Annotated in this window: 16 protein-coding genes; 3 read left to right on the forward strand and 13 right to left on the reverse strand. The window is 34.3% G+C overall.

What is annotated here, in order from left to right:
• Positions 1 to 14: 14 nt before the first annotated feature.
• Genes ACXVYO_RS14960 through ACXVYO_RS14970 form a run of 3 tightly spaced genes read right to left on the reverse strand, consistent with a single transcriptional unit; the run spans position 15 to position 2,667 of the window.
• Positions 15 to 677, reverse strand: a complete 663-nt coding sequence (locus ACXVYO_RS14960) for a CoA transferase subunit B (RefSeq protein ID WP_458467629.1) — start codon at positions 675 to 677, stop codon at positions 15 to 17.
• Complete coding sequence (gene atoD, locus ACXVYO_RS14965) at positions 662 to 1,360, reverse strand: acetate CoA-transferase subunit alpha (protein WP_000208097.1); 699 nt, start codon at positions 1,358 to 1,360, stop codon at positions 662 to 664. Before atoD ends, ACXVYO_RS14960 begins: the two co-directional genes overlap by 16 nt.
• A complete protein-coding gene (locus ACXVYO_RS14970; protein WP_001205889.1) occupies positions 1,357 to 2,667 on the reverse strand; it encodes an aspartate aminotransferase family protein in 1,311 nt (436 codons plus the stop codon). Before ACXVYO_RS14970 ends, atoD begins: the two co-directional genes overlap by 4 nt.
• Before the next feature lie 983 nt (positions 2,668 to 3,650).
• On the opposite strand from ACXVYO_RS14970, the gene ACXVYO_RS14975 reads away from it, so the two are divergent.
• Positions 3,651 to 4,400, forward strand: coding sequence for a DUF4397 domain-containing protein (locus ACXVYO_RS14975; RefSeq protein WP_458467630.1), 750 nt, complete (start codon positions 3,651 to 3,653; stop codon positions 4,398 to 4,400).
• Between the two features lie 33 nt (positions 4,401 to 4,433).
• Here the strand turns inward: ACXVYO_RS14975 and ACXVYO_RS14980 are convergent, their stop codons facing one another.
• Positions 4,434 to 5,567, reverse strand: coding sequence for a BA2291 family sporulation histidine kinase (locus tag ACXVYO_RS14980; RefSeq protein ID WP_458467631.1), 1,134 nt, complete (start codon positions 5,565 to 5,567; stop codon positions 4,434 to 4,436).
• Positions 5,568 to 5,800: 233 nt separating this feature from the next.
• On the opposite strand from ACXVYO_RS14980, the gene ACXVYO_RS14985 reads away from it, so the two are divergent.
• Positions 5,801 to 6,193, forward strand: coding sequence for a YueI family protein (locus ACXVYO_RS14985; RefSeq protein WP_000247570.1), 393 nt, complete (start codon positions 5,801 to 5,803; stop codon positions 6,191 to 6,193).
• 120 nt (positions 6,194 to 6,313) lie between these two features.
• Here ACXVYO_RS14985 and ACXVYO_RS14990 read toward each other — a convergent pair whose 3' ends face one another.
• Entirely contained in the window at positions 6,314 to 7,738 is a 1,425-nt protein-coding gene (locus tag ACXVYO_RS14990) for an aldehyde dehydrogenase family protein (protein WP_458467632.1), read from the reverse strand.
• 133 nt (positions 7,739 to 7,871) lie between these two features.
• Complete coding sequence (locus tag ACXVYO_RS14995; protein WP_458467633.1) at positions 7,872 to 9,227, reverse strand: hemolysin family protein; 1,356 nt, start codon at positions 9,225 to 9,227, stop codon at positions 7,872 to 7,874.
• A 353-nt stretch (positions 9,228 to 9,580) separates the two neighbouring features.
• Between ACXVYO_RS14995 and racA the strand changes: the two genes are divergently transcribed.
• Positions 9,581 to 10,123, forward strand: coding sequence for a chromosome-anchoring protein RacA (racA, locus tag ACXVYO_RS15000; RefSeq protein WP_073518453.1), 543 nt, complete (start codon positions 9,581 to 9,583; stop codon positions 10,121 to 10,123).
• 96 nt (positions 10,124 to 10,219) lie between these two features.
• On the opposite strand, the gene ACXVYO_RS15005 is transcribed toward racA, so the two are convergent.
• The 7 genes from ACXVYO_RS15005 to ACXVYO_RS15035 all read right to left on the reverse strand — a co-directional run bounded on the left by ACXVYO_RS15005 (position 10,220) and on the right by ACXVYO_RS15035 (position 19,298).
• Entirely contained in the window at positions 10,220 to 10,816 is a 597-nt protein-coding gene (locus ACXVYO_RS15005; RefSeq protein WP_458467634.1) for a hypothetical protein, read from the reverse strand.
• A gap of 275 nt (positions 10,817 to 11,091) precedes the next feature.
• The gene (locus tag ACXVYO_RS15010) at positions 11,092 to 12,942 is read right to left on the reverse strand and encodes a hypothetical protein (protein WP_458467635.1); all 1,851 of its coding nucleotides are present in this window, start codon (positions 12,940 to 12,942) and stop codon (positions 11,092 to 11,094) included.
• The gene (locus ACXVYO_RS15015; RefSeq protein ID WP_458467636.1) at positions 12,932 to 14,752 is read right to left on the reverse strand and encodes an AAA family ATPase; all 1,821 of its coding nucleotides are present in this window, start codon (positions 14,750 to 14,752) and stop codon (positions 12,932 to 12,934) included. Before ACXVYO_RS15015 ends, ACXVYO_RS15010 begins: the two co-directional genes overlap by 11 nt.
• Positions 14,753 to 14,858: 106 nt before the next feature.
• Complete coding sequence (locus ACXVYO_RS15020; RefSeq protein ID WP_000391452.1) at positions 14,859 to 15,119, reverse strand: hypothetical protein; 261 nt, start codon at positions 15,117 to 15,119, stop codon at positions 14,859 to 14,861.
• 75 nt (positions 15,120 to 15,194) lie between these two features.
• Positions 15,195 to 16,622, reverse strand: coding sequence for a basic amino acid/polyamine antiporter (locus tag ACXVYO_RS15025; protein WP_458467637.1), 1,428 nt, complete (start codon positions 16,620 to 16,622; stop codon positions 15,195 to 15,197).
• 213 nt (positions 16,623 to 16,835) lie between these two features.
• On the reverse strand, positions 16,836 to 18,347 hold the full coding sequence (locus tag ACXVYO_RS15030) for an ABC transporter permease/substrate-binding protein (RefSeq protein ID WP_458467638.1): 1,512 nt from the start codon (positions 18,345 to 18,347) through the stop codon (positions 16,836 to 16,838).
• Between the two features lie 3 nt (positions 18,348 to 18,350).
• The gene (locus ACXVYO_RS15035) at positions 18,351 to 19,298 is read right to left on the reverse strand and encodes an ABC transporter ATP-binding protein (protein ID WP_458467639.1); all 948 of its coding nucleotides are present in this window, start codon (positions 19,296 to 19,298) and stop codon (positions 18,351 to 18,353) included.
• Between the last annotated feature and the right edge of the window lie 14 nt (positions 19,299 to 19,312).

Here is a 19,312-nt window from a genome sequence, read left to right on the forward strand (position 1 = left end):
TATTACATCTCCCCTCATTCAATTACTAGTAAGTTAGAGCCAATTTTGAAATCAGCTTCTGTATGTTTCCTTATATCTTCCACTGTGTATGGGCTCATTAATTCTTGTAAAATGAGTCCCTCCTGCGTCACTTCCATAACTGCCATATCCGTAATAATTAAATCTACACATTTCTTTGAAGTTAATGGTAATGTACACTCCGAAACAATTTTTGCATTTCCGTATTTATCAACATGATTCATCACAACAACGACCCGCTTCGCTTTTTGTGCCAAATCCATCGCTCCCCCAATACCTGGAACGCGTTTTCCTGGTACAATCCAGTTCGCTAAATCACCATTCTCACTTACTTGTAATGAACCAAGAATCGTTATGTCTAATAAACCTTTTCGAATCATCCCAAACGCTGTACAACTATCAAAATAACTCGCTCCTGTAATAAGAGAAGTCGGTAAACCTGCTGCGTTACATAAATTTTCGTCTTCATTCCCTTTGCTTGGCGTAGGTCCCATACCTACAATTCCATTTTCAGCATGAAACATAACGTTTATATCGTCAGGAAGATGATTCGGTACAAGCGATGGTATGCCAATACCTAAATTTACAATCATACCATTCTGTATTTCTTTCGCCGCACGTCTAGCAATCTTATCTCTCACTTCTACGCCCATACCCATTTCCAATTCACTCCTTCCGACGGTACGATATAATTTACAAACACTCCTGGGACAACAATTTCTTCTGGATCTAAACTTCCAAGTGGAACGATCTCCTCTGCTTCTACAATCGTTATATCCCCTGCCATTGCTACGTGAGGGTTCATGTTACGAGCGCTTTTATCAAACACAAGATTACCAAACGGATCCGCTTTTTTCGCATATACAATTGCAACCTCAGCAGTTAATGCTGTTTCAACTAAATATGTCTTACCATTCATTTCAACTGTACGTTTTCCCTCTTCTACAATCGTATCAACACCTACATCCACTAATACGCCTCCAAGTCCTACACCACCAGCGCGAATACGCTCTGCTAATGTTCCTTGAGGAGAAAACTCGATTTGCAACCTTCCTTCGTTTAGCTGTCTTCCCGCATTTGGATTTGAACCAATATGTGAAGTGATTAATGATTTTACTCTTTCATTCGTAACAAGTCGACCGATTCCTACATCAGGGAATCCCGTGTCATTTCCTATTAAATTTAAATTTGTAACTCCTTTTTCTAAAATCGCCTGTATTAAAGATGGAGGGGATCCAATCCCCCCAAACCCTCCAAACATTAATGTCATATCATCATGGAACAAAGAAATTACTTCCTCTATCTCTTTTAATTTATCAAATGTATTCGTAATAGTTGTCATGCGATACTATGCCCTCCTTTTTGCATCATTTCTTCTACACTTTTTGCAAAAATTGAAAGTAATTCATCTAACTCGGAATATGTAGTTGTCATCGGCGGTGCTACAAGCAGTGCACTATCTTCTTTTCCTGCTTGCCCTGAAACAGCTTGGTATAAAAGAAGACCATTTTTAGCTGCAACCGAAATTAGTTCCGACGCTTTTGTAAACGGTTGCAATTCTACTCCAATCAGCAACCCTTTTCCGCGCACATCAGCAATGATTGTCGATTGTTGCTGAACTTTCTGTAGTCCTTTTATTAAATACTCTCCTTTTTCTGCTGTTTTTTCAGGTAGATTATGTTTCTCCATATACTCAATAACAGCTAGAGCTGTTGCTGCAGATAATGGATTTGCACTTAAAGTATGCCCACTCATAACTGAACGCGATCCACGTAAAATTGGCTCCATAACACGATCACTTACAATCGTGGCTGCCATCGGTGTATATCCAGCCCCTAAACCTTTACCAAGAGTCATAATATCTGGTTCTACACCCCAATGCTCCATCGCAAACCATGCGCCAGTACGACCAAGCCCTGTCATTACTTCATCCGCAATAAATAAAATATCGTAATGACTACAAATATCTTTAATGACTTTATAATATTCTTTCGGCGGAACGACTGCGCCTCCAGCTGCTCCGATAATAGGTTCAGCAATAAAAGCTGCGATATGTTCTGCACCAATTCTTTCAATTGATCTTTCTAGTTCCGTCGCACAAGCAAGCTGACAAGTTGGATATACCTTTTGCACCGGACATCTAAAACAATATGGAGCTGGAATAGTTGGATAATCTTCTAAAATTGACACGAAACGTTGTCTGCGCAGTGGATGCCCAGACATTGATAAGGCTCCCATCGTAATACCGTGATAACTCATCCATCGTGACAAAATTTTATGTTTTCCTTGAATACCTCGCTCTTGAAAATGCTGGATTGCAATTTTCATAGCTGTTTCATTTGCTTCCGTACCACTATTCACAAAAAAGCTCCAGTTCAAATCTCCTACACTTAAATCGCTTAATTTCTTCGCTAATTTTTCAGCTGGTTCACTCGTAAACTGTGATCTATAAACAAAAGCAATCTCCTCTGCTTGCTTTTTGATAACGTCCGCAATCTCCTTTACGCCATGCCCAATACCTGCCGTAATTGCCCCTGACGAGCCATCAAAATATTTATTTCCGTTTTGATCATACAAATACACACCTTTTCCATGTGAAATCATTGGATACGGCTGACCAACAAGTGGTTTAATTAAGTAATCGCGCATAGCGCTCCCCCATTTCTCCAATTTGTATATATATATGAAGAAAATTGACGTTTCTTTCATAAAAAAGAACCCTCTGCGAAAGCAGTGATTTTATCAAAAAACTATTATAAAATATACAAATGAGTGCTTAATATCAATTCCAAAAACAGAAAATTCAGAACTTAAATCGAAGACCAACCCTTATCTATACGCTCAACTAACCCTCCTTTATATAAAATAAATGCTTCACTACATGTTTTCTTAACATAATGTCAGCTTCCCTCAATTGCCGACATTGTGTAAACTTCGACGAAACTCCCTTTAAACTCCTTCCTATTCTCCTACTTTATATTGCATATTTTCAAACAAATCTCGACAATTAATCCCACTAAATACATAGCAATTATTTTAAAGAAACCAAAATTCCACATACATCCCCATCCGTTTTATACAATAAAAAAAGAACCGATTAACCACATTAATCAGTTCGGCACGACGCTCTTTTATCAGTTAATACCTTCATTCGCTAACGTAAATAGAAACAATAGCATTACAAATTCAAATTTCATCCTACAGCCTAAAGCACAAAATCGTCCATAACCCACTCACAAATCCTTGCGGGATATCCCCATCCCAATATTTCATTCCTTTCCTCAATTTCAAACTACCTTTCCTTTATAATTTATGTAGGACAATTATCAATTTGTATGTGTATTCGCCCATAAATTAAAAAATCCCTAGTTTTCTAAGAATTTGGGACATGTTTTCAATATTTCATTTGTTTCACTCTTACGTTTTTATTTCGAAATACAAACTTCATCAGCTCATATGGTGGAAATATTGTTGTGTCCTCTAGAAATTTATAACTCTCGTTCACCTAAACTACACTTATCCGTAAAAATACTTATTATAAATTTCCTACCTTTCTTTTTTTATAACATTTTTCTGCATAACCTCTTTCTTGCTAAGCATATAGTGTTAATGATGACAAAGGAGGAATGTTCATGTCTCAATCTGAAATCGAAAAATATGGACAAGAAGCTGCACGTTACGAACAGCTCGCTCGTTACTATCAATTTCATAATCCGAAAAAATATGTAGAACTATATATGAAATATTATGATGCGCTTACGAAACTTGTACAGGCATATGAAAAAAGAGATTCACAAGAAGCTGCTTTACCGTCACACATGAGGTTTTTTCACTCAGCTTCCAATACACCTGCGGTTGATATTTTAGTAAACGGACAAAAGGTTATTAAAAATATTTCATTTAAACAATTTAGTCCTTATTTAACATTAGTACAAGGTAAATACCGTATAGATATTGTTCCTGTCGGCAATGAAACTCCCATCTTTTCAGCTTTAGTACCGATAATGGGAAATCACTCTTATACTTTTGCCGCAATAAATAGTGACAATCATCTACAATTACAACCTATGCTTGATAATACACATTTACCAGCTGGTCAAGCAAAAATACGCTTTGCACATTTTTCTCCGGATACCCCTGTTGTAAATGTAAGTTTAAAAGGTGGAGATCATTTATTTGAAAATGTACTCTTTAAACAAATTACAGATTTTTTAGAGGTTAGCCCTGGTACAGCAGATATTGAAATCTCACTCGCAGATAATGCAAGTGTCTTGCTAACTATACCGAATTTCAAAGTCGAACCGAACATCATTTATACCATTTCAATTTTAGGTTATTCAACGAAAGATCCTAAATTAGAAGGCGTTATCCTTACAAATTAATACAGTCTACACCATTCATTTGGTGTAGACTGTTTATTTTTGAAACTCAATTTGAAATTCTGTCCAATCGTTATCTGAACGACACATGATGGACCCCTTATGTTTTTCTACAATTTGTTTACATACAAATAACCCAATACCAGTTCCTAACTTTTTAGTAGTTACAAATGGTTCGAAAATCGTTTCTACATTTTCAGCTGGAATCATTGGTCCATTATTTTTTATTACAATTCGAATTGCTTGATCTTCTTCAAATACATCAACGATAATTTTTCGCTCTTCTTTTATCGATTCAAGAGCGTCAATTGAGTTCATTAATATATTTAAAAATACTTGCCTCACTTCACTCCGATAACCAACAAGCGGAATTGGGTACGGCAAATTCTTTTCAATCGATACATTTGCATTAACCAAACTCGGATATAAGAACTGTATAATATCTTGAAACAAATCATTAAGCCAAAATTGTTCTGATTCCGTCCACATTTCTTTTTTCGATACGAGTAAAAATTGCGAAATCCGAAAGTTTAATTGGTCTAATTCATGCGAAATAATATCTAAATACGATAAACTAGGATGATCTGCCTTTAATAATTTGACAAATCCCATAATCGAAGTAAGTGGGTTACGAAATTCATGTACAAAACTAGCTGACATTTGCCCTAATATCGTCAGCCTTTCTTTATGTGTTTCGTTAATATATTGCTGTTTTTCCTCTAAATTTCTTGATATAATTTCCGAGTATTTTAAAACAGTATAATAAATTAATTTATCAAAACAAGTATGTATTTGAGCCATAATTGGTTTCAATTCACGTGCGCTAACATCTAATTCACACATCGCTTCAAAAAGCTCATTTCTTCCCACGTTTGCATTATAAACAAAATCTCCAATATTCGCATCTGCTCCTGCACGTTCAATAGCAATTTTCTCGCATAATGGCTGAAGATAATCTATATCTTTTTCTTCCATAGTAAGTTCGATAATTAACTCTAATAAATCCTCTCCATTTTGAACTGCTTCTAGTTTAAATGGATCTTTATCGGAAATTATCATTTTGTTTTTCCAGTTCTCAACGAATTGGTGCCTGTTGTTTTTCAAGTGCGAACAAAATACTTCTTTAATATCCTTATCGATTGGAAAAACCCCCATTCCCTCCATTTCCATACGACGAACACCCTTTATATTTTGAATATTAACACAAAAAATGCAATTCGTTAATAGATTATTGTCACATTTTGTTAATATGTGTTGATAAAATTTTTAATGCCTTTATTAATTGTTTAGATTGATACATTCTATTTTCCTTCCTTTCATTCAAAGTTTTTAACATTCGATGCGACTTTTTTTGCATCCTGCCTCATTCTTTCGTACAATAGAAAATGAAAGGTGTGAAAAATATGGTAAATAAAAATGTGGAAGATTATCTCCAAGAAGGCATTTACGGCCAAAAGCAGAACAAACCAGAAGAACGTAATATGTATTTAACTACATTACGTGAGCGTGTAGAAATCGCTTTAACTATCGGTCAAGTAATGCAAAGTAATGTATATTCTGAAGTAGCTAGTAGTATGCGCTCTTCTCAATCATTACAAATATTCCTAAATGGTGGCATTGCTTACCCACATTTATCAAAATACATTAAATTAGCAAATGAAAAAAATGTTCCTTTTACAATTGTTCAAAATAAAGGCATAGAAACACCCATCGGTTTAGTATTATCTCATAGCACTGCTGTTGACAAAGAACAAATTTATGTAGAAGATGCTATTTTCAAACAAGAAATGAAGTAAAAGGTACACTTGATTAAATGAAATCGTATCGAGAAACGTAAAACAAACAATAAAAAACGAGTATGGAATCGTAAACATTTCCTGCTCGTTTTTTATTACGATGTTTAAGCTCAATCTACTTTATTTTTTAATACAGACTAATTTCATTTCTGTCATCTCTTCTATTGCATATTTAATTCCTTCACGCCCCGTGCCGCTTTCTTTCACACCACCGTAAGGCATATGATCTACCCTAAACGTTGGAATGTCATTAATCATGACACCACCAACTTCAAGCTCATCAATTGCACGCATTGCTTTAAACAAATTATTTGTAAATACACCTGCTTGTAGACCGTAACGTGAATGATTTACTTGCTCTATCGCCTCATCAAATTCTTTAAATGTATTTACTGTCATAAGTGGACCAAATACTTCTTGGCACTGTACAGATACATACTCCGGAACATTTGTTAATACAGTTGGTTCAAAAATCCTTGTATCATGTTTCTTACCACCGTATAAAACAGCTGCCCCTTCCTTAATAGCTTCTTGCACCCACATTTCAATTCGCTCTACATCTTTTTTCGAAATTAAAGCCGATACATCCGTTTCTTCATGCAATGGATCCCCAACAACAACTGTTTCCATCGCTTTCTTTAGCTTTGAAAGAAATTCATCTGTTCTCTTTTCATGTACAAAAACACGTTGTACTGAAATACAAACTTGTCCATTATTAACAAATGCTCCCCATTTTACACGTTCAATTAATTCATCTGTTAATTCTACATCTTCATCAATAATAACAGCAGCGTTTGATCCTAGTTCTAACGTAACTCGCTTTAACCCAGCCTTTGCCTTAATTCCGATTCCAACTTTCGGACTTCCCGTAAAAGTAATGGAAGCAACATCATCATTTGTAACTAGCGCCTCACCTACAGTTGAACCAGGACCAGATATAATATTTAAAGCTCCTTTTGGCAATCCTGCCTCTTCAAATAGTTCAACTAATGCGTAAGACGATAATGGCGTTTGATCAGCTGGTTTTAACACAACTGTATTTCCAGCAGCAATTGCAGGGCCGACTTTATGTGCCACTAAATTTAATGGGAAATTAAATGGTGTAATCGCTCCGATAACCCCAATCGGTTTTCGTATTGTATATGCAATACGCCCATCTGCGCCAGGTGCTGCATCAAGTGGCAGTGTCTCGCCGTATATACGTTTCGCTTCTTCCGCTGCAAATTTGTATGTCTGAACAGTACGATCTACTTCTCCCCTCGCAGCACGAATTGGTTTTGCAGCCTCTTTTGCTATAATCTCTGCAAATTCTTCTCTTCTTTCATCCATTTTTTGTGCAACCTTCTCTAAAATAGTCGCACGATCATATGCAGATAATGTATTCATTTTTTTCATTGCATTTTTTGCAGCAGTAACAGCCTCTTGTACATCTTCTTCCGTTCCTTGTGCAATTTCCGCTAACGTTTCTTCAGAATATGGTGCGTATAATGGTTTATAGGTGTTTACAGACTTCCAATCTCCATTTATATATAAATGCTTTTTCATAATTCTTCTCCTTCCAAATATATATATACAACAATATTTCACCTAGTGAAAGGTCTGACTTATGCCATTGTATCATAGCCCTTATTCCGCCAAAAACATTATGCTCAAAAAAAACTCTGCCATATAGCAGAGTCTACGAACTAATTTGTTCTTGAAATGGAATTTGTTTTTCATCTTCTAAAATAACAATTGATTCTACAGTTTTTGTAACTTCTAGTCTCTTTATATAGTGTCCATCTAATTCTTTCACACAAAACTTATAATTTTCAATTTCAATGAAATCCTCTTCAGCAATTTCTATATTTTTCGTTAAAATCCAGCCACCTATCGTATCAACACCATTATCATCAATCGTTAAACCTAATAACGTATTCACTTCACTAACAAGCACTTTTCCCTCTAGAATTGTTTTCGTTTCACTGACTTGTTGAATTTCTGGCTGTTCATCTGTATCAAACTCATCTTGAATATCTCCAACTATTTCTTCTAAAATGTCTTCAACTGTAACAAGTCCAGATGTACCACCATATTCATCTATCAATATAGCAATATGCGTTCTTTCTTTTTGCATTTTTAAAAATAGGTCGTGTATTGGGATAGATTCGATAACTAAAATGATTGGCCTAATATATTGCTCTACTTTCTTATTACTTACTGCATTATGCTGCACAAAATCTGTGAAAATATCTTTAAAGTTTACAAAACCTATTACGTGATCTTTGTCTCCATCTACAACTGGGTATCTCGTATATTTTTCTCGAGACATTTTTTGCAAAGCTTCTTCAGCAGGCATTTCTTTACTTATAATATGCATCTCAGTTCGGGGTACCATTATTTCTTTCGCTATACGATCATCAAATTCAAAAATTTTATTTACATATTTATATTCAGACTGATTAATCTCTCCATTTTTGTAACTTTCTGAAACTAACAACCGTAATTCTTCTTCTGAATGAACCTCATCGTGCCCTTTCGGTGGTTCCAGCCCTAACAACTTCGTAATAATTCGGGCTGATCCATTTAAAATCCAAATAAATGGAAACGCCATACGATAAAAGAAAATTAACGGTTTAGCAACAAACAAACTCACTTGTTCAGCTTTTTGAATCGCGAATGTTTTTGGGGCCAATTCCCCTATTACAACATGTAAAAATGTAATAAACAAAAATACTAAAATTACAGCAAAAATGTCTGCCAGTTGAGTAGAAATGTTCAAATTTACAAAAAGCGTGTCGAACATTTGCTTTAACGCAGGTTTCCCAAACCACCCAATCCCCAGAGCTGTAACTGTAATTCCTAGCTGACAAGCAGATAAATATTCGTCTAAGTTTGTAATGACTGTTTTGACAGATGTTGCGCGATTATTTCCTTCTGCAATTAAATAGTCAATTCGTGAACTTCGCACTTTAACAATTGCAAATTCTGCTGCAACGAAAAATGCCGTTAAGGCAATTAAAACAATCACTATACTTATACTATATATGTCCAAATACTTCTCCTTACTTACATTGTAAGCAAGGAAGCCACCTCCTACTTAATTTTATTCAAGTGAAGTAAGCATTCTAATACTCTAACAAAATTCTACATTAGCAACCACCTTTTTATATATTATATGCATACATAAAAAAGATATTTATCATTATGATAATCTAATTCATTTCCCTTAGTCAAATAGTTCTAAATCTTAAGATAAAACATTTTATATAAACGATATATTCTTCACAGCTTCATTTCGTGAAAAAACACTTTCTTTGCCGATTCCACACTTCTTTTGTCACCCTAGAAGGGAACCTCCTTCATAGATCGAAATCATTTAACAGGATATATATAGGAGGGATTATTTTGGAATATAAAACACCATTTATCGCAAAAAAATTAGGTGTTAGCCCAAAGGCTGTTGTCCGGATTGCACAACAATTAAATCTTACGATAGAAAAAAATAAATATGGTCACTTTATTTTCACACAAGATGATTTAGATCAAATGTTAGAATTCCACCTTTCACAAATAGAGCAGTCTCCAAACTCTCACCCTACCCCAAAAACTTCATCACATGATGTTGAAGAATTAAAAACTCAAGTAAATACAATTGTTCAAAACAAATCATCACATGAATTTGAGCAATTAGCAGCTCAATTAAACACTATTACGAGAAGGCTAGATCGAATGGAAGAACAAATGCAAGATAAGGCAAATGATGTTGTTACGTACCAACTGTTACAACATCGCCGTGAAATGGAGGAAATGTTAGAGCGAATTCAAAAGCTAGAGGCTGCACTCAAGAAAGAAGAGCCAATATATATAACTCCTGATACTAAACCAACATATGAACGTGAAAAGAAACCGAAGCGCCGCAAAATGATTTTTAGTATATTTGGATTATAAATTTTAGACCCTTATTACAATAATAAGGGTCTTTTTTCATAAAGAGTGATTTCATATTAAAATAGCATTCTCTTTATTATACATATTCATTTCGCTTTATTTAGTTAACATAATATTCTTACTGTATTCTGCGATTAATGCCTGTGCATGAGCATTCCCTTGAATTACATCTCGAAATTCTTTTAAAGAATATAAATGCGTAGCCCCTTTCCGGGCATGAATTCGTACTGGTACACCTTGTAAAGTATCATGAAACTGAAATGGCTTATCTATCGTTTCAATTGGAAAACCAAGTGTTACTAAATACATATACATTCTTTTTGTAACTGCTGCAATATACCATTCTGCTTTCGTTTCTAATGCATGCATAAATAAAATAGCTGTTAATCTTTTGAAGTGTCCTCTCCCACGAGACGTTTTCGCAATACTTAACTTGCCTATTTCATATACATTTTTCAAATCTTTTACTAAATCATTTTTAGAAAACGGATAGAAAAACTCAGAATTTGATTGCTCTGGTACCGTATACTTAATACATTCTACTGTACCGATATGATGTTCATCTTCTATTAATAAAAATCGTGATGGATTTAAATTACGTTCTACGAACATTAAGTTTCTTTCTTCACAAAAATCTCCCCATAGTTGCTCGAACCAAAAATGTTCTTCCTTTGTTTGAACCCGCTGGAACATATTTCCCCGCCTTTCCCATCGCCGCTCTGTTTTTGATAACGCTTTCACTATCTATCATATAAGAACACATCTTCGTATGCAACTAAAAATATTTATGACTTATTATATTCTGCAAAATGAATTAAATTCCATCTAAATCGTCTTTTATCCCTCATGTACCGTTCTTCTAACACCATATTTATATTACTTTCAAATTCAAGTCGTATGAAGCTTCCTTCCATACTGCATATAATTCTTCTTAATCTAAAAAAATCCTTTATAAAAAAGGATTTCTTTTACTTCTTCATGCTTTTTAACCACTTCTCAAAAATTTGTACCATCCCATGTTTTCCGGCTAATTTCTCTTCCCCTTGTTTCGTTTTATATGGATATAATTGCAAGAACACACCACACCCGGACTCAATTTTTTTACTATGCATATGACTTCCTGGATATACACAAATAACTTCATAAATGGCCCTTCGATAATATACTCTCTTTCCATCCTGTTCTTCTACATATTTAATAGACCAATACTTATACATTTGCTCAGTTGCTTTCGTATTTCCAACGTGTTGAAAAATATTGTACATTGGGCTATACTTCACTTCAATAATAATAGAAGATTGATATACGTATTTCCCTTCTTCCTTTACATAACAATCTAAGCGAATATCTGGCTTCTTCGTATCTTCTCCATTATAAAAATTACTCCCTTTACTTAATGCAATAAGAGGATGTGTTTCAATTAAATCATTGAATGCTACATGTACTCTCATATCATCTCGGTGTAAAACCACTGTCGTTCCATCCTGTAATCCATCTACATAAAAATGTTCTTGTATTTGTTCACGGATGGAATTTATAGCCTCAAAACCAATTTGCTCTAGCATGGAAATAACGATAAAAAAAGCGTAATATTCATACACTAAAAATGTTGGTTTATAAACAAATAATAAAGATGGAGATTGATCTGTATATTGTGGAAGTAAATCTAAATACTGTAGTAGTTGTTGATGTGGTATCGGTAAATTATGTGAGTTCATGTTACCCGTTTCGGAAACTTCTCTCCAAAATGGAGAATGCATTAAAGTTTGAAAGTATTGTACACTTTCATGTACAAAATGCGCTAATATTTTATATTCTTGTATCTTCATAGAACTTTTTCGCAAATCCGCCTCTTTTAGTAAATGTATATTTTTATATTTTTGTTTCTCTCTATCAGTCACTGATCCATTACGCTCAATTGTTTGTATAATCGTTTTTACAGCTTGAAATTCTTCTGATTTCTTCTTTTTTGCTCTTTCTAATATTTCAATTGTTTGACGTAAAAAACTTTCAGCTTCAAGTAAATAGAGGTTAAAATGCATCGCTTTAAATTTAAGAAAAGCATTTTCCTTACTATTTTTTTGTTCTATAAACTTACGATTATATTTTTTTGCATAAGGTTTTCTTTCCGCCACTATGGCTCCTTTTCTCGTTGCTTTCCGCTCCTTTTCTTCCCATTTATATTCATGTATAAATTTTGAACTCAATTCTATTTTCTTAAAAATTTGCTTTATCTTTTTCATTTTTTGTGGCAACTTTCTAAGTAACACTAAATAAGAAGAATCTTCAATATCACTGAGTGCAGAGAAAGTCTTTTTATAATAACCTCTATCTAAAATCAACTCATTTAAAATTGACTTTACATAGTTTTGAATCATTTCAAATTGGTCATCAAAAAAATTTTTGGGAACGACTTGAAAAGCGCCATAATACGTTTTATCTTCTATATTCACTTCAAAATGATATAAGCCACAACGCCATGGATAAAAGAATTCCGTTTTTCCATGTTCATATATTAATACCTTTTGTTTTTTTTCATTTATTTCATATTTTGACTCTTTTATATTTTTCTGTCCCTCATATACTTTATTCCATATAAAAGTAATATTCATTGGACTTTCATAATGGTAATGCAATCTAATTGGTTTTAATTCTTGTACTTTATATATACATTGAACTAATGCTGTAGTAGATGTACAAAGACGATTTAATAAAATATATTCCCCTTTTGCCTCAGATCCAATGATTAACTTTAATACAAAAGGGAGTGTTTCTTTCGTATCAACGATTTCTGTTTCATATCGCCCTTCATTTTGCATAGCCATACAACTCCAGTTCTCTACGCTTTTCTCTTATATATGCTAAAGAGTGTTCAAATGTAGATACTCTGTTTGCAAGTGGCGATTGCAAAAGAGGTACTAATGTCGCTCCCCTTTTTACTTCTTCAGAAAGTAAAGACCCAACCATCATTTCAGTTCCTCTTATTTTCGTCAGTACACGCTGCTTGATTTGTAAATCAAATCCTTCTTCTCTACTGATCATATAAGAATAATTATTTTGAAACGGTATATTTTGCAAATAAGTAGCTATTGCGTTTGCACATCGAAATGAAATTCCCTTTGACGTATCGTGTGATGACAATACGACATGTAACTTATCTAATAGCTCTAACTCTTCTTCAGAAAACACCTCAATCATCGCTTTATTTCTAACCCAACTTATACGAAATTCTCCTGCAGTTACTTTCAGAGGTGGTTGTAATACAATTTTCTCTTGTTCCATACACATCTCACAAAACGGAATCTTTTGTAACGTTATTAAATTCGTCCGATCTAATAATCGATCTGAGAGTTCTTTCGTTGTTTCATCAAAATTTACTGTACCTACAAATATAATATTTTCACCAATTTCAATTGTTGGTGGAATTTGATTTTCTTTTTCTTGTACACCTTCATACAAATTTAAAATACGGTTTTGCTTTTCAAGTTGAAGAACAGATAGAAATGGAGTAAACCAATGCTCAATATGTGACATATTCATTTCATCAAAAACGATTATATATAGCTGATTTTGATTTTCTTTTGCCTTCATTAACGCCCTAACTAATTTTGTTTCACTTTCAATAAAAGTACCATTTGGGTGAAGGTAACCAAGTAAATCATGTGGTTCTTGATACGATGGTGATATCGGAATCCACACCAATTCTTCCCCATACTGTAACCCAAGTGCTTCTGCATAAGCTTGCACAAAACGGGATTTCCCAGCGCCTGGTATACCACCAAGAATCGTCAACATATTTGTTTTCGCACTTATATGAAAATTGTAAATGTCCGTTTCATCCAAATAGAGCCCTTTATTACGCACGAAACTTTTTACATACTGTAAAAAGACGGATTCACGCTCATCCCATTCCCATTCATCCTTGTGCACTTTTATTTCCTCTACTTCTACACGCTTACCTTCTTCAGTCATTCGTTTTTTTAATTGCTCATACATGTGATTACTTACAAAATATAATTGATCTTCTACCGCTATTTCTACATGCTTACCCCAGTCATTAAAGTCTATATACTTACATTCCCGTTGCTGTTCAAAATAGGCAATTGAACTAATTGATGATGACTTTAAAGATATATTTCCATATAACCTTCCATCGTGCCACAATAATTCAGGAGGCTCAAAGTCTTTCGGATATTTTGGCATTAGAAATGATAAATAGCCATTTCCAAGTTTTCTTTCTAAAGACTCTACTTTTTTGTATTCGGAAACTTTAGGTACTGGAATCATTTTATAGCCATTAGCCATTTCTCGCGGTTCCTCAGCACAAATTAACTCCACATATATATGTCCTCTCTCGTAATAGAGACGAAACATAACCAGTTGCTTTTCTAATTTTCTTTTCTTTAATTCCGAAAAGACTTTTTCATTCTTTTTATTGCTACATAAACCTTCAAATACGTATGGTTCATTTTTTAATTGCTCTTGTAACGTGAATGGTATTGGCGATAGGCATTGTACAAAGAAGTTCTCTCCATTCTTCTCTCTCTCTGCTTTTGTAAACTTTCCAATAAACCTCATATAGTACATTCGTTTTATAAAACTTGGCTGAAGAGCTTTATGTAATTTCACCTTCGTCACCTTCTTTTTTTCATACTATTCTTAGTGTATGAAGGAAACGAAAAACTAGAAACAAAAAACCTGACGTTATCCGTCAGGTTCAAAATCAAAACGTATATTAATGAGATGGAAATGCTTTTTTCTCTTGTAAAATGGCATTATGTGCAATTTTCATTTTAGCAAGTACATATCGTAATCGATCTTCAGCGTTTTCATCTGTATTTTGCTGTAATTCCGCCAAATTCTCTACAGCACTCGCTAAATTTTCAATCACTCCTCGTAGTTCAGGATGATGATTAAAAAAGGATTCTTGCACTAATACTTTCCTTACTTCACTCGCTAAATCAACAATTCTGGTTAACTGTTCTTTTTCTTCCATTTTCATCCCTCCTGAATATCTTATGTATTAAATATTCTCTAGACAAAGAAAAAAGCCCTTTATTTAAAAGGACTTTTACATTTTTATATTTCCAGTCAATAACATATAAAGTGATGTAATAGCTGCAATAACAATTGCCCACATTACATATCTCTCAATACCTCTAAAACAGCGATTTCCTTTTTCTTTTCTTGCATACATGTAAACAATAATCCCGATTCCATATACGATTGAAACAAGTAATAAATTTTTCAAACCTGCTGCATATAGAAGCCATACAGAATAAATTGAAGCAATTAAAGCTAACGAGCCGTTTTTTACTTTTGCATCTTTTAGTTCGTTTGTAATAACTAATTTGAATTGGAATAACGCTGATAATAAATATGGTACTAAAATTGATGTTGACGCTATAAAATACATAATTTGATATGTTGATTCTGAAAACAGAACGATTATAAATATAGTTTGGGCAACGCCATTTGAGATCCATAATGCCATATGTGGCGTTTGTTTTTTATTTGTTTTCGTAAAGACTTTCGGAAACACACCATCTTTTCCTGCTACGTGGGAAATTTCAGAAACAAGTAAAAACCAGCCTATTAATGTACCTACAAGTGAAGCAACTAACCCGATGTTAATCGCAACTGCTCCCCATGTCCCAACAACATGTTCTAATACATGTCCCATTGACGGGGTTTCTAACACGGAAAGCTCTCCTCTTGTCATCGCTCCCATTGACAAGACAGAAATTAAAATATAAATAGACATTACTAAAATAAGTCCAAGTACTGTCGCTTTACCAACATCTCGACTATTTTTCGCTCTACCAGATAATACTACCGCTCCTTCAACCCCAATGAAAACCCAAAGAGTTACAAGCATTGTATTTTTCACTTGACCCAGTATAGAGGAAAGTGAGATCGTTCCTTCTCCCCAAAAATCATGTGTAAATGTATCCCAGCGAAACGCTGTTACCATTACAACAATAAATAATACGATTGGAACTAATTTCCCTATCGTTGCAATAACATTCATAATAGATGCTTCACGAATTCCAAATAAAATTAGAAAATGAAGTGTCCATAATAAAAGTGATGCTCCTACGATAGATGCAACATTATTCCCACCTTTAAAAATTGGGAAGAAATAACCTAGTGTACTAAACAGTAACATGATTGTTGCAACATTTCCTAAAATTCCTGCTAGCCAATATCCCCAAGCACTGTTAAATCCAATATATTCACCGAAACCAGCACGTGCATAACTATAAATTCCGCCCTCAAGCTCTGGTTTTTGTCTTGCTAACGTTTGGTATACGAGCGCGAGTGGAATCATTCCCATCGCTGTAATACACCAACCAATTATTATAGAGCCGCTATTTGCTCCTACTGCTAAATCATGCGGTAAACTAAAAACACCGCCACCAACCATTGTTCCGACTACTAATGCAATTAATGGAAAAAATCCTAACTTCTTTTCTATTTGTACCACCCCATCTGTCATTCTAGGTGTTATGTTCGTTCAACTATTAAAGTCACCTTTTTCTCTAATAGACGTTTCTCTTATATTTTTTCAGGAAAACATTACTTATTCTAAAAGAAAATGAAGAAAAATGGAATACTTTTTTGAAAAAATGTATAAGTATGCACAAAAAAACCGTTCATTTTGTAATGAACGGTCATTTCACACATATAAATTTGTATATTTCTTGTAAAATTAACGAAGTAAATTCTCTTTTTGTAAAAATTGTTTTGCTACTTCTTCACTACCTTTACCATTCACATTTACTTCATAATTCATTTTTCGCATTTCTTCATCTGTAATCTTCCCAGATAATTTATTTAATACTTTTTCAAGTTCAGGATATTTTTGTAACGTCTCTTTTCTTAATAACGGTGCACCTTGGTATGGTGGGAATAATCCTTTATCATCTTTTAGCACTTTCAGTCCGTATTGCTCAAGTTCACTATCAGTTGAATATGCATCAATTACGTTAACATCCCCTGATTGAATTGCACTATAACGTAGTTTCGGTTCCATCGTTTTCACATTTAAAAACTTATAGTTATATAATTTTTGCATTCCTTTATAACCATCTTCACGATCTGCAAATTCTAATGTGAACCCTACTTTCGCATCCTGTGCAATTTTTCCTAAATCAGAAATTGTATTTATATTATTTTGATCTGCTATTTTTTTCGGCATAGCTAATGCATACGTATTGTTATACTCCATCGGCTTCAACATCACCATATTATATTTCTTTTCCATTCCAGCTCGAGCTTGTTCATATACTTCATCTCGATTTGTGCTTTTTGGCTCTTCTTTCACGAAAGTAGATAAAGCTGTTCCCGAAAATTCAGGGTATATATCTACTTCACCTGATTTCAATGCTTCAAATACAAATGTTGTTTTTCCAAGACCTGGTTTTAATTCTACATGTAAATCGGTATCTTGTTCGATAAGTTGCTTATACATTTGAATTAAAATTTCAGGTTCTGATCCAAGTTTTCCGGCAATAACAATATCTTTCTTTTGTGTATTCCAAAGAAATGGAGAAGCAATCATTATACAAACAATACATATCGTCAATATAACACGCTTAGAAGAGCGTTTTGGACTCTCAAGCACTCGAAGTACTACATCAAAGAATAAAGCGAGTAACGCGGCTGGTACGGCCCCTAAAACGATAAGTGCATGATCATTTCGATCGATACCTAGTAATATGAGTTTACCGAGCCCACCAGCACCTATTAGAGCTGCTAATGTAGCCGTTCCAACAATTAATACCATCGCCGTACGAATACCGGCCATAATAATTGGTAATGCAAGAGGAAGCTCTACCTTCCACAGTCTTCTCCAGCTATTCATCCCCATAGCTCTCGCTGCTTCGATTAAAGATTCATCTAACTCCCTTATTCCTGTATATGTATTTCGTAAAATAGGTAATAGTGCATACACAACTAATGCAATAATGGCTGGAAGTTTTCCAATTCCTACTAACGGAATTAAAAGTCCGAGTAATGCCAGTGATGGGACCGTCTGCATAACTGCAGAAGTTCCTATAATAAACTCAGCCATTCGTTCTTTTCTCGTTAATAAAATGCCAAGCGGTACTGCAATAATTACTGCAAAAAATAATGAAATAAGTGATATTTGTAAATGCTCACTTAATGCAGTTAGTAATTCTATTTTTCGTTCTTGGAACGTTTGTATAAAATCAGTCACTGTTTAGCCTCTTTCCTTCATTTGTTCAACTATGTAATTGACAATATGACGACTTGATAAAGCTCCAACATATTGACCATTTTCTTCAACTGGCACTGATTCTTCAGCTTGTAAGCGAATAAGTGCTTCTTGTAAAGGAGAATGCAAAGATAAAGCAATCCCTTCACCTTGTGTGCGATCGTCTAGCGGCATTACATCTCCTATATTCATGCCCTCATACCAAGGTCGTCCACGCTTTCCAATGAACTCTTCTACAAATTCATTTTTCGGATTATGTATAATTCCTTCTGGTGTATCTAATTGAACAACTTTTCCTTCTTTCATAATGCAAATACGATCTCCAAGCGATAACGCTTCTTGCATATCATGCGTTACAAATACAATTGTTTTTTGAATCTTTTTTTGCAATTGTACAATATCCTTCTGAAGCTGCTCCCTACTTAGTGGATCTAACGCACTAAATGGTTCGTCCATAAGAACGATTTTCGGATTTGCGGCTAATGCCCGTACAACACCAACGCGCTGCTTTTGACCTCCTGACAATTCATCAGGCATACGATCGCGATATACGTCTGGATCTAGCCCGACCATCTGTAGCAATTCATCGACACGGGCTTTTGTTTTTTCTTTGCCCCATTTTCTCATTTCAGGAACAACTGCAATATTTTCTGCAATTGTCATATGCGGGAACAAAGCGATTTGTTGCAACACGTAGCCTATATCCCAGCGTAATTCGTTTATATTATATTGTTGAATATCTTTTCCATCGATTAAAATCGATCCTTCAGTCGTTTCAATTAAACGATTAATCATTTTCATTGTCGTTGTTTTCCCGCAACCACTCGGACCAATAAGGACAAAAAACTCTCCCTTTTTAATTTCTAAATGCAATGAATCCACTGCTTTCGTGCCATCTTCATACGCTTTTGACACATGATTAAATTGAATCACAAATACAACTCCTT

The sequence above is a fragment of the Bacillus sp. BC08 genome, assembly GCF_054326875.1.

Bases quoted from the DNA above. Each gene is read 5' to 3' on its own strand.
- ACXVYO_RS15010 (WP_458467635.1), bottom strand. From the start codon at position 12,942: ATGCAAAATGAAGGGCGATATGAAACAGAAATCGTTGATACGAAAGAA.
- ACXVYO_RS14990 (WP_458467632.1), bottom strand. From the start codon at position 7,738: ATGAAAAAGCATTTATATATAAATGGAGATTGGAAGTCTGTAAACACC.
- ACXVYO_RS14960 (WP_458467629.1), bottom strand. From the start codon at position 677: ATGGGTATGGGCGTAGAAGTGAGAGATAAGATTGCTAGACGTGCGGCG.
- ACXVYO_RS14980 (WP_458467631.1), bottom strand. From the start codon at position 5,567: ATGGAAATGGAGGGAATGGGGGTTTTTCCAATCGATAAGGATATTAAA.
- ACXVYO_RS15025 (WP_458467637.1), bottom strand. From the start codon at position 16,622: ATGACAGATGGGGTGGTACAAATAGAAAAGAAGTTAGGATTTTTTCCA.
- ACXVYO_RS14975 (WP_458467630.1), top strand. From the start codon at position 3,651: ATGTCTCAATCTGAAATCGAAAAATATGGACAAGAAGCTGCACGTTAC.
- ACXVYO_RS14985 (WP_000247570.1), top strand. From the start codon at position 5,801: ATGGTAAATAAAAATGTGGAAGATTATCTCCAAGAAGGCATTTACGGC.
- atoD (WP_000208097.1), bottom strand. From the start codon at position 1,360: ATGACAACTATTACGAATACATTTGATAAATTAAAAGAGATAGAGGAA.
- ACXVYO_RS15020 (WP_000391452.1), bottom strand. From the start codon at position 15,119: ATGGAAGAAAAAGAACAGTTAACCAGAATTGTTGATTTAGCGAGTGAA.
- ACXVYO_RS15005 (WP_458467634.1), bottom strand. From the start codon at position 10,816: ATGTTCCAGCGGGTTCAAACAAAGGAAGAACATTTTTGGTTCGAGCAA.
- ACXVYO_RS14970 (WP_001205889.1), bottom strand. From the start codon at position 2,667: ATGCGCGATTACTTAATTAAACCACTTGTTGGTCAGCCGTATCCAATG.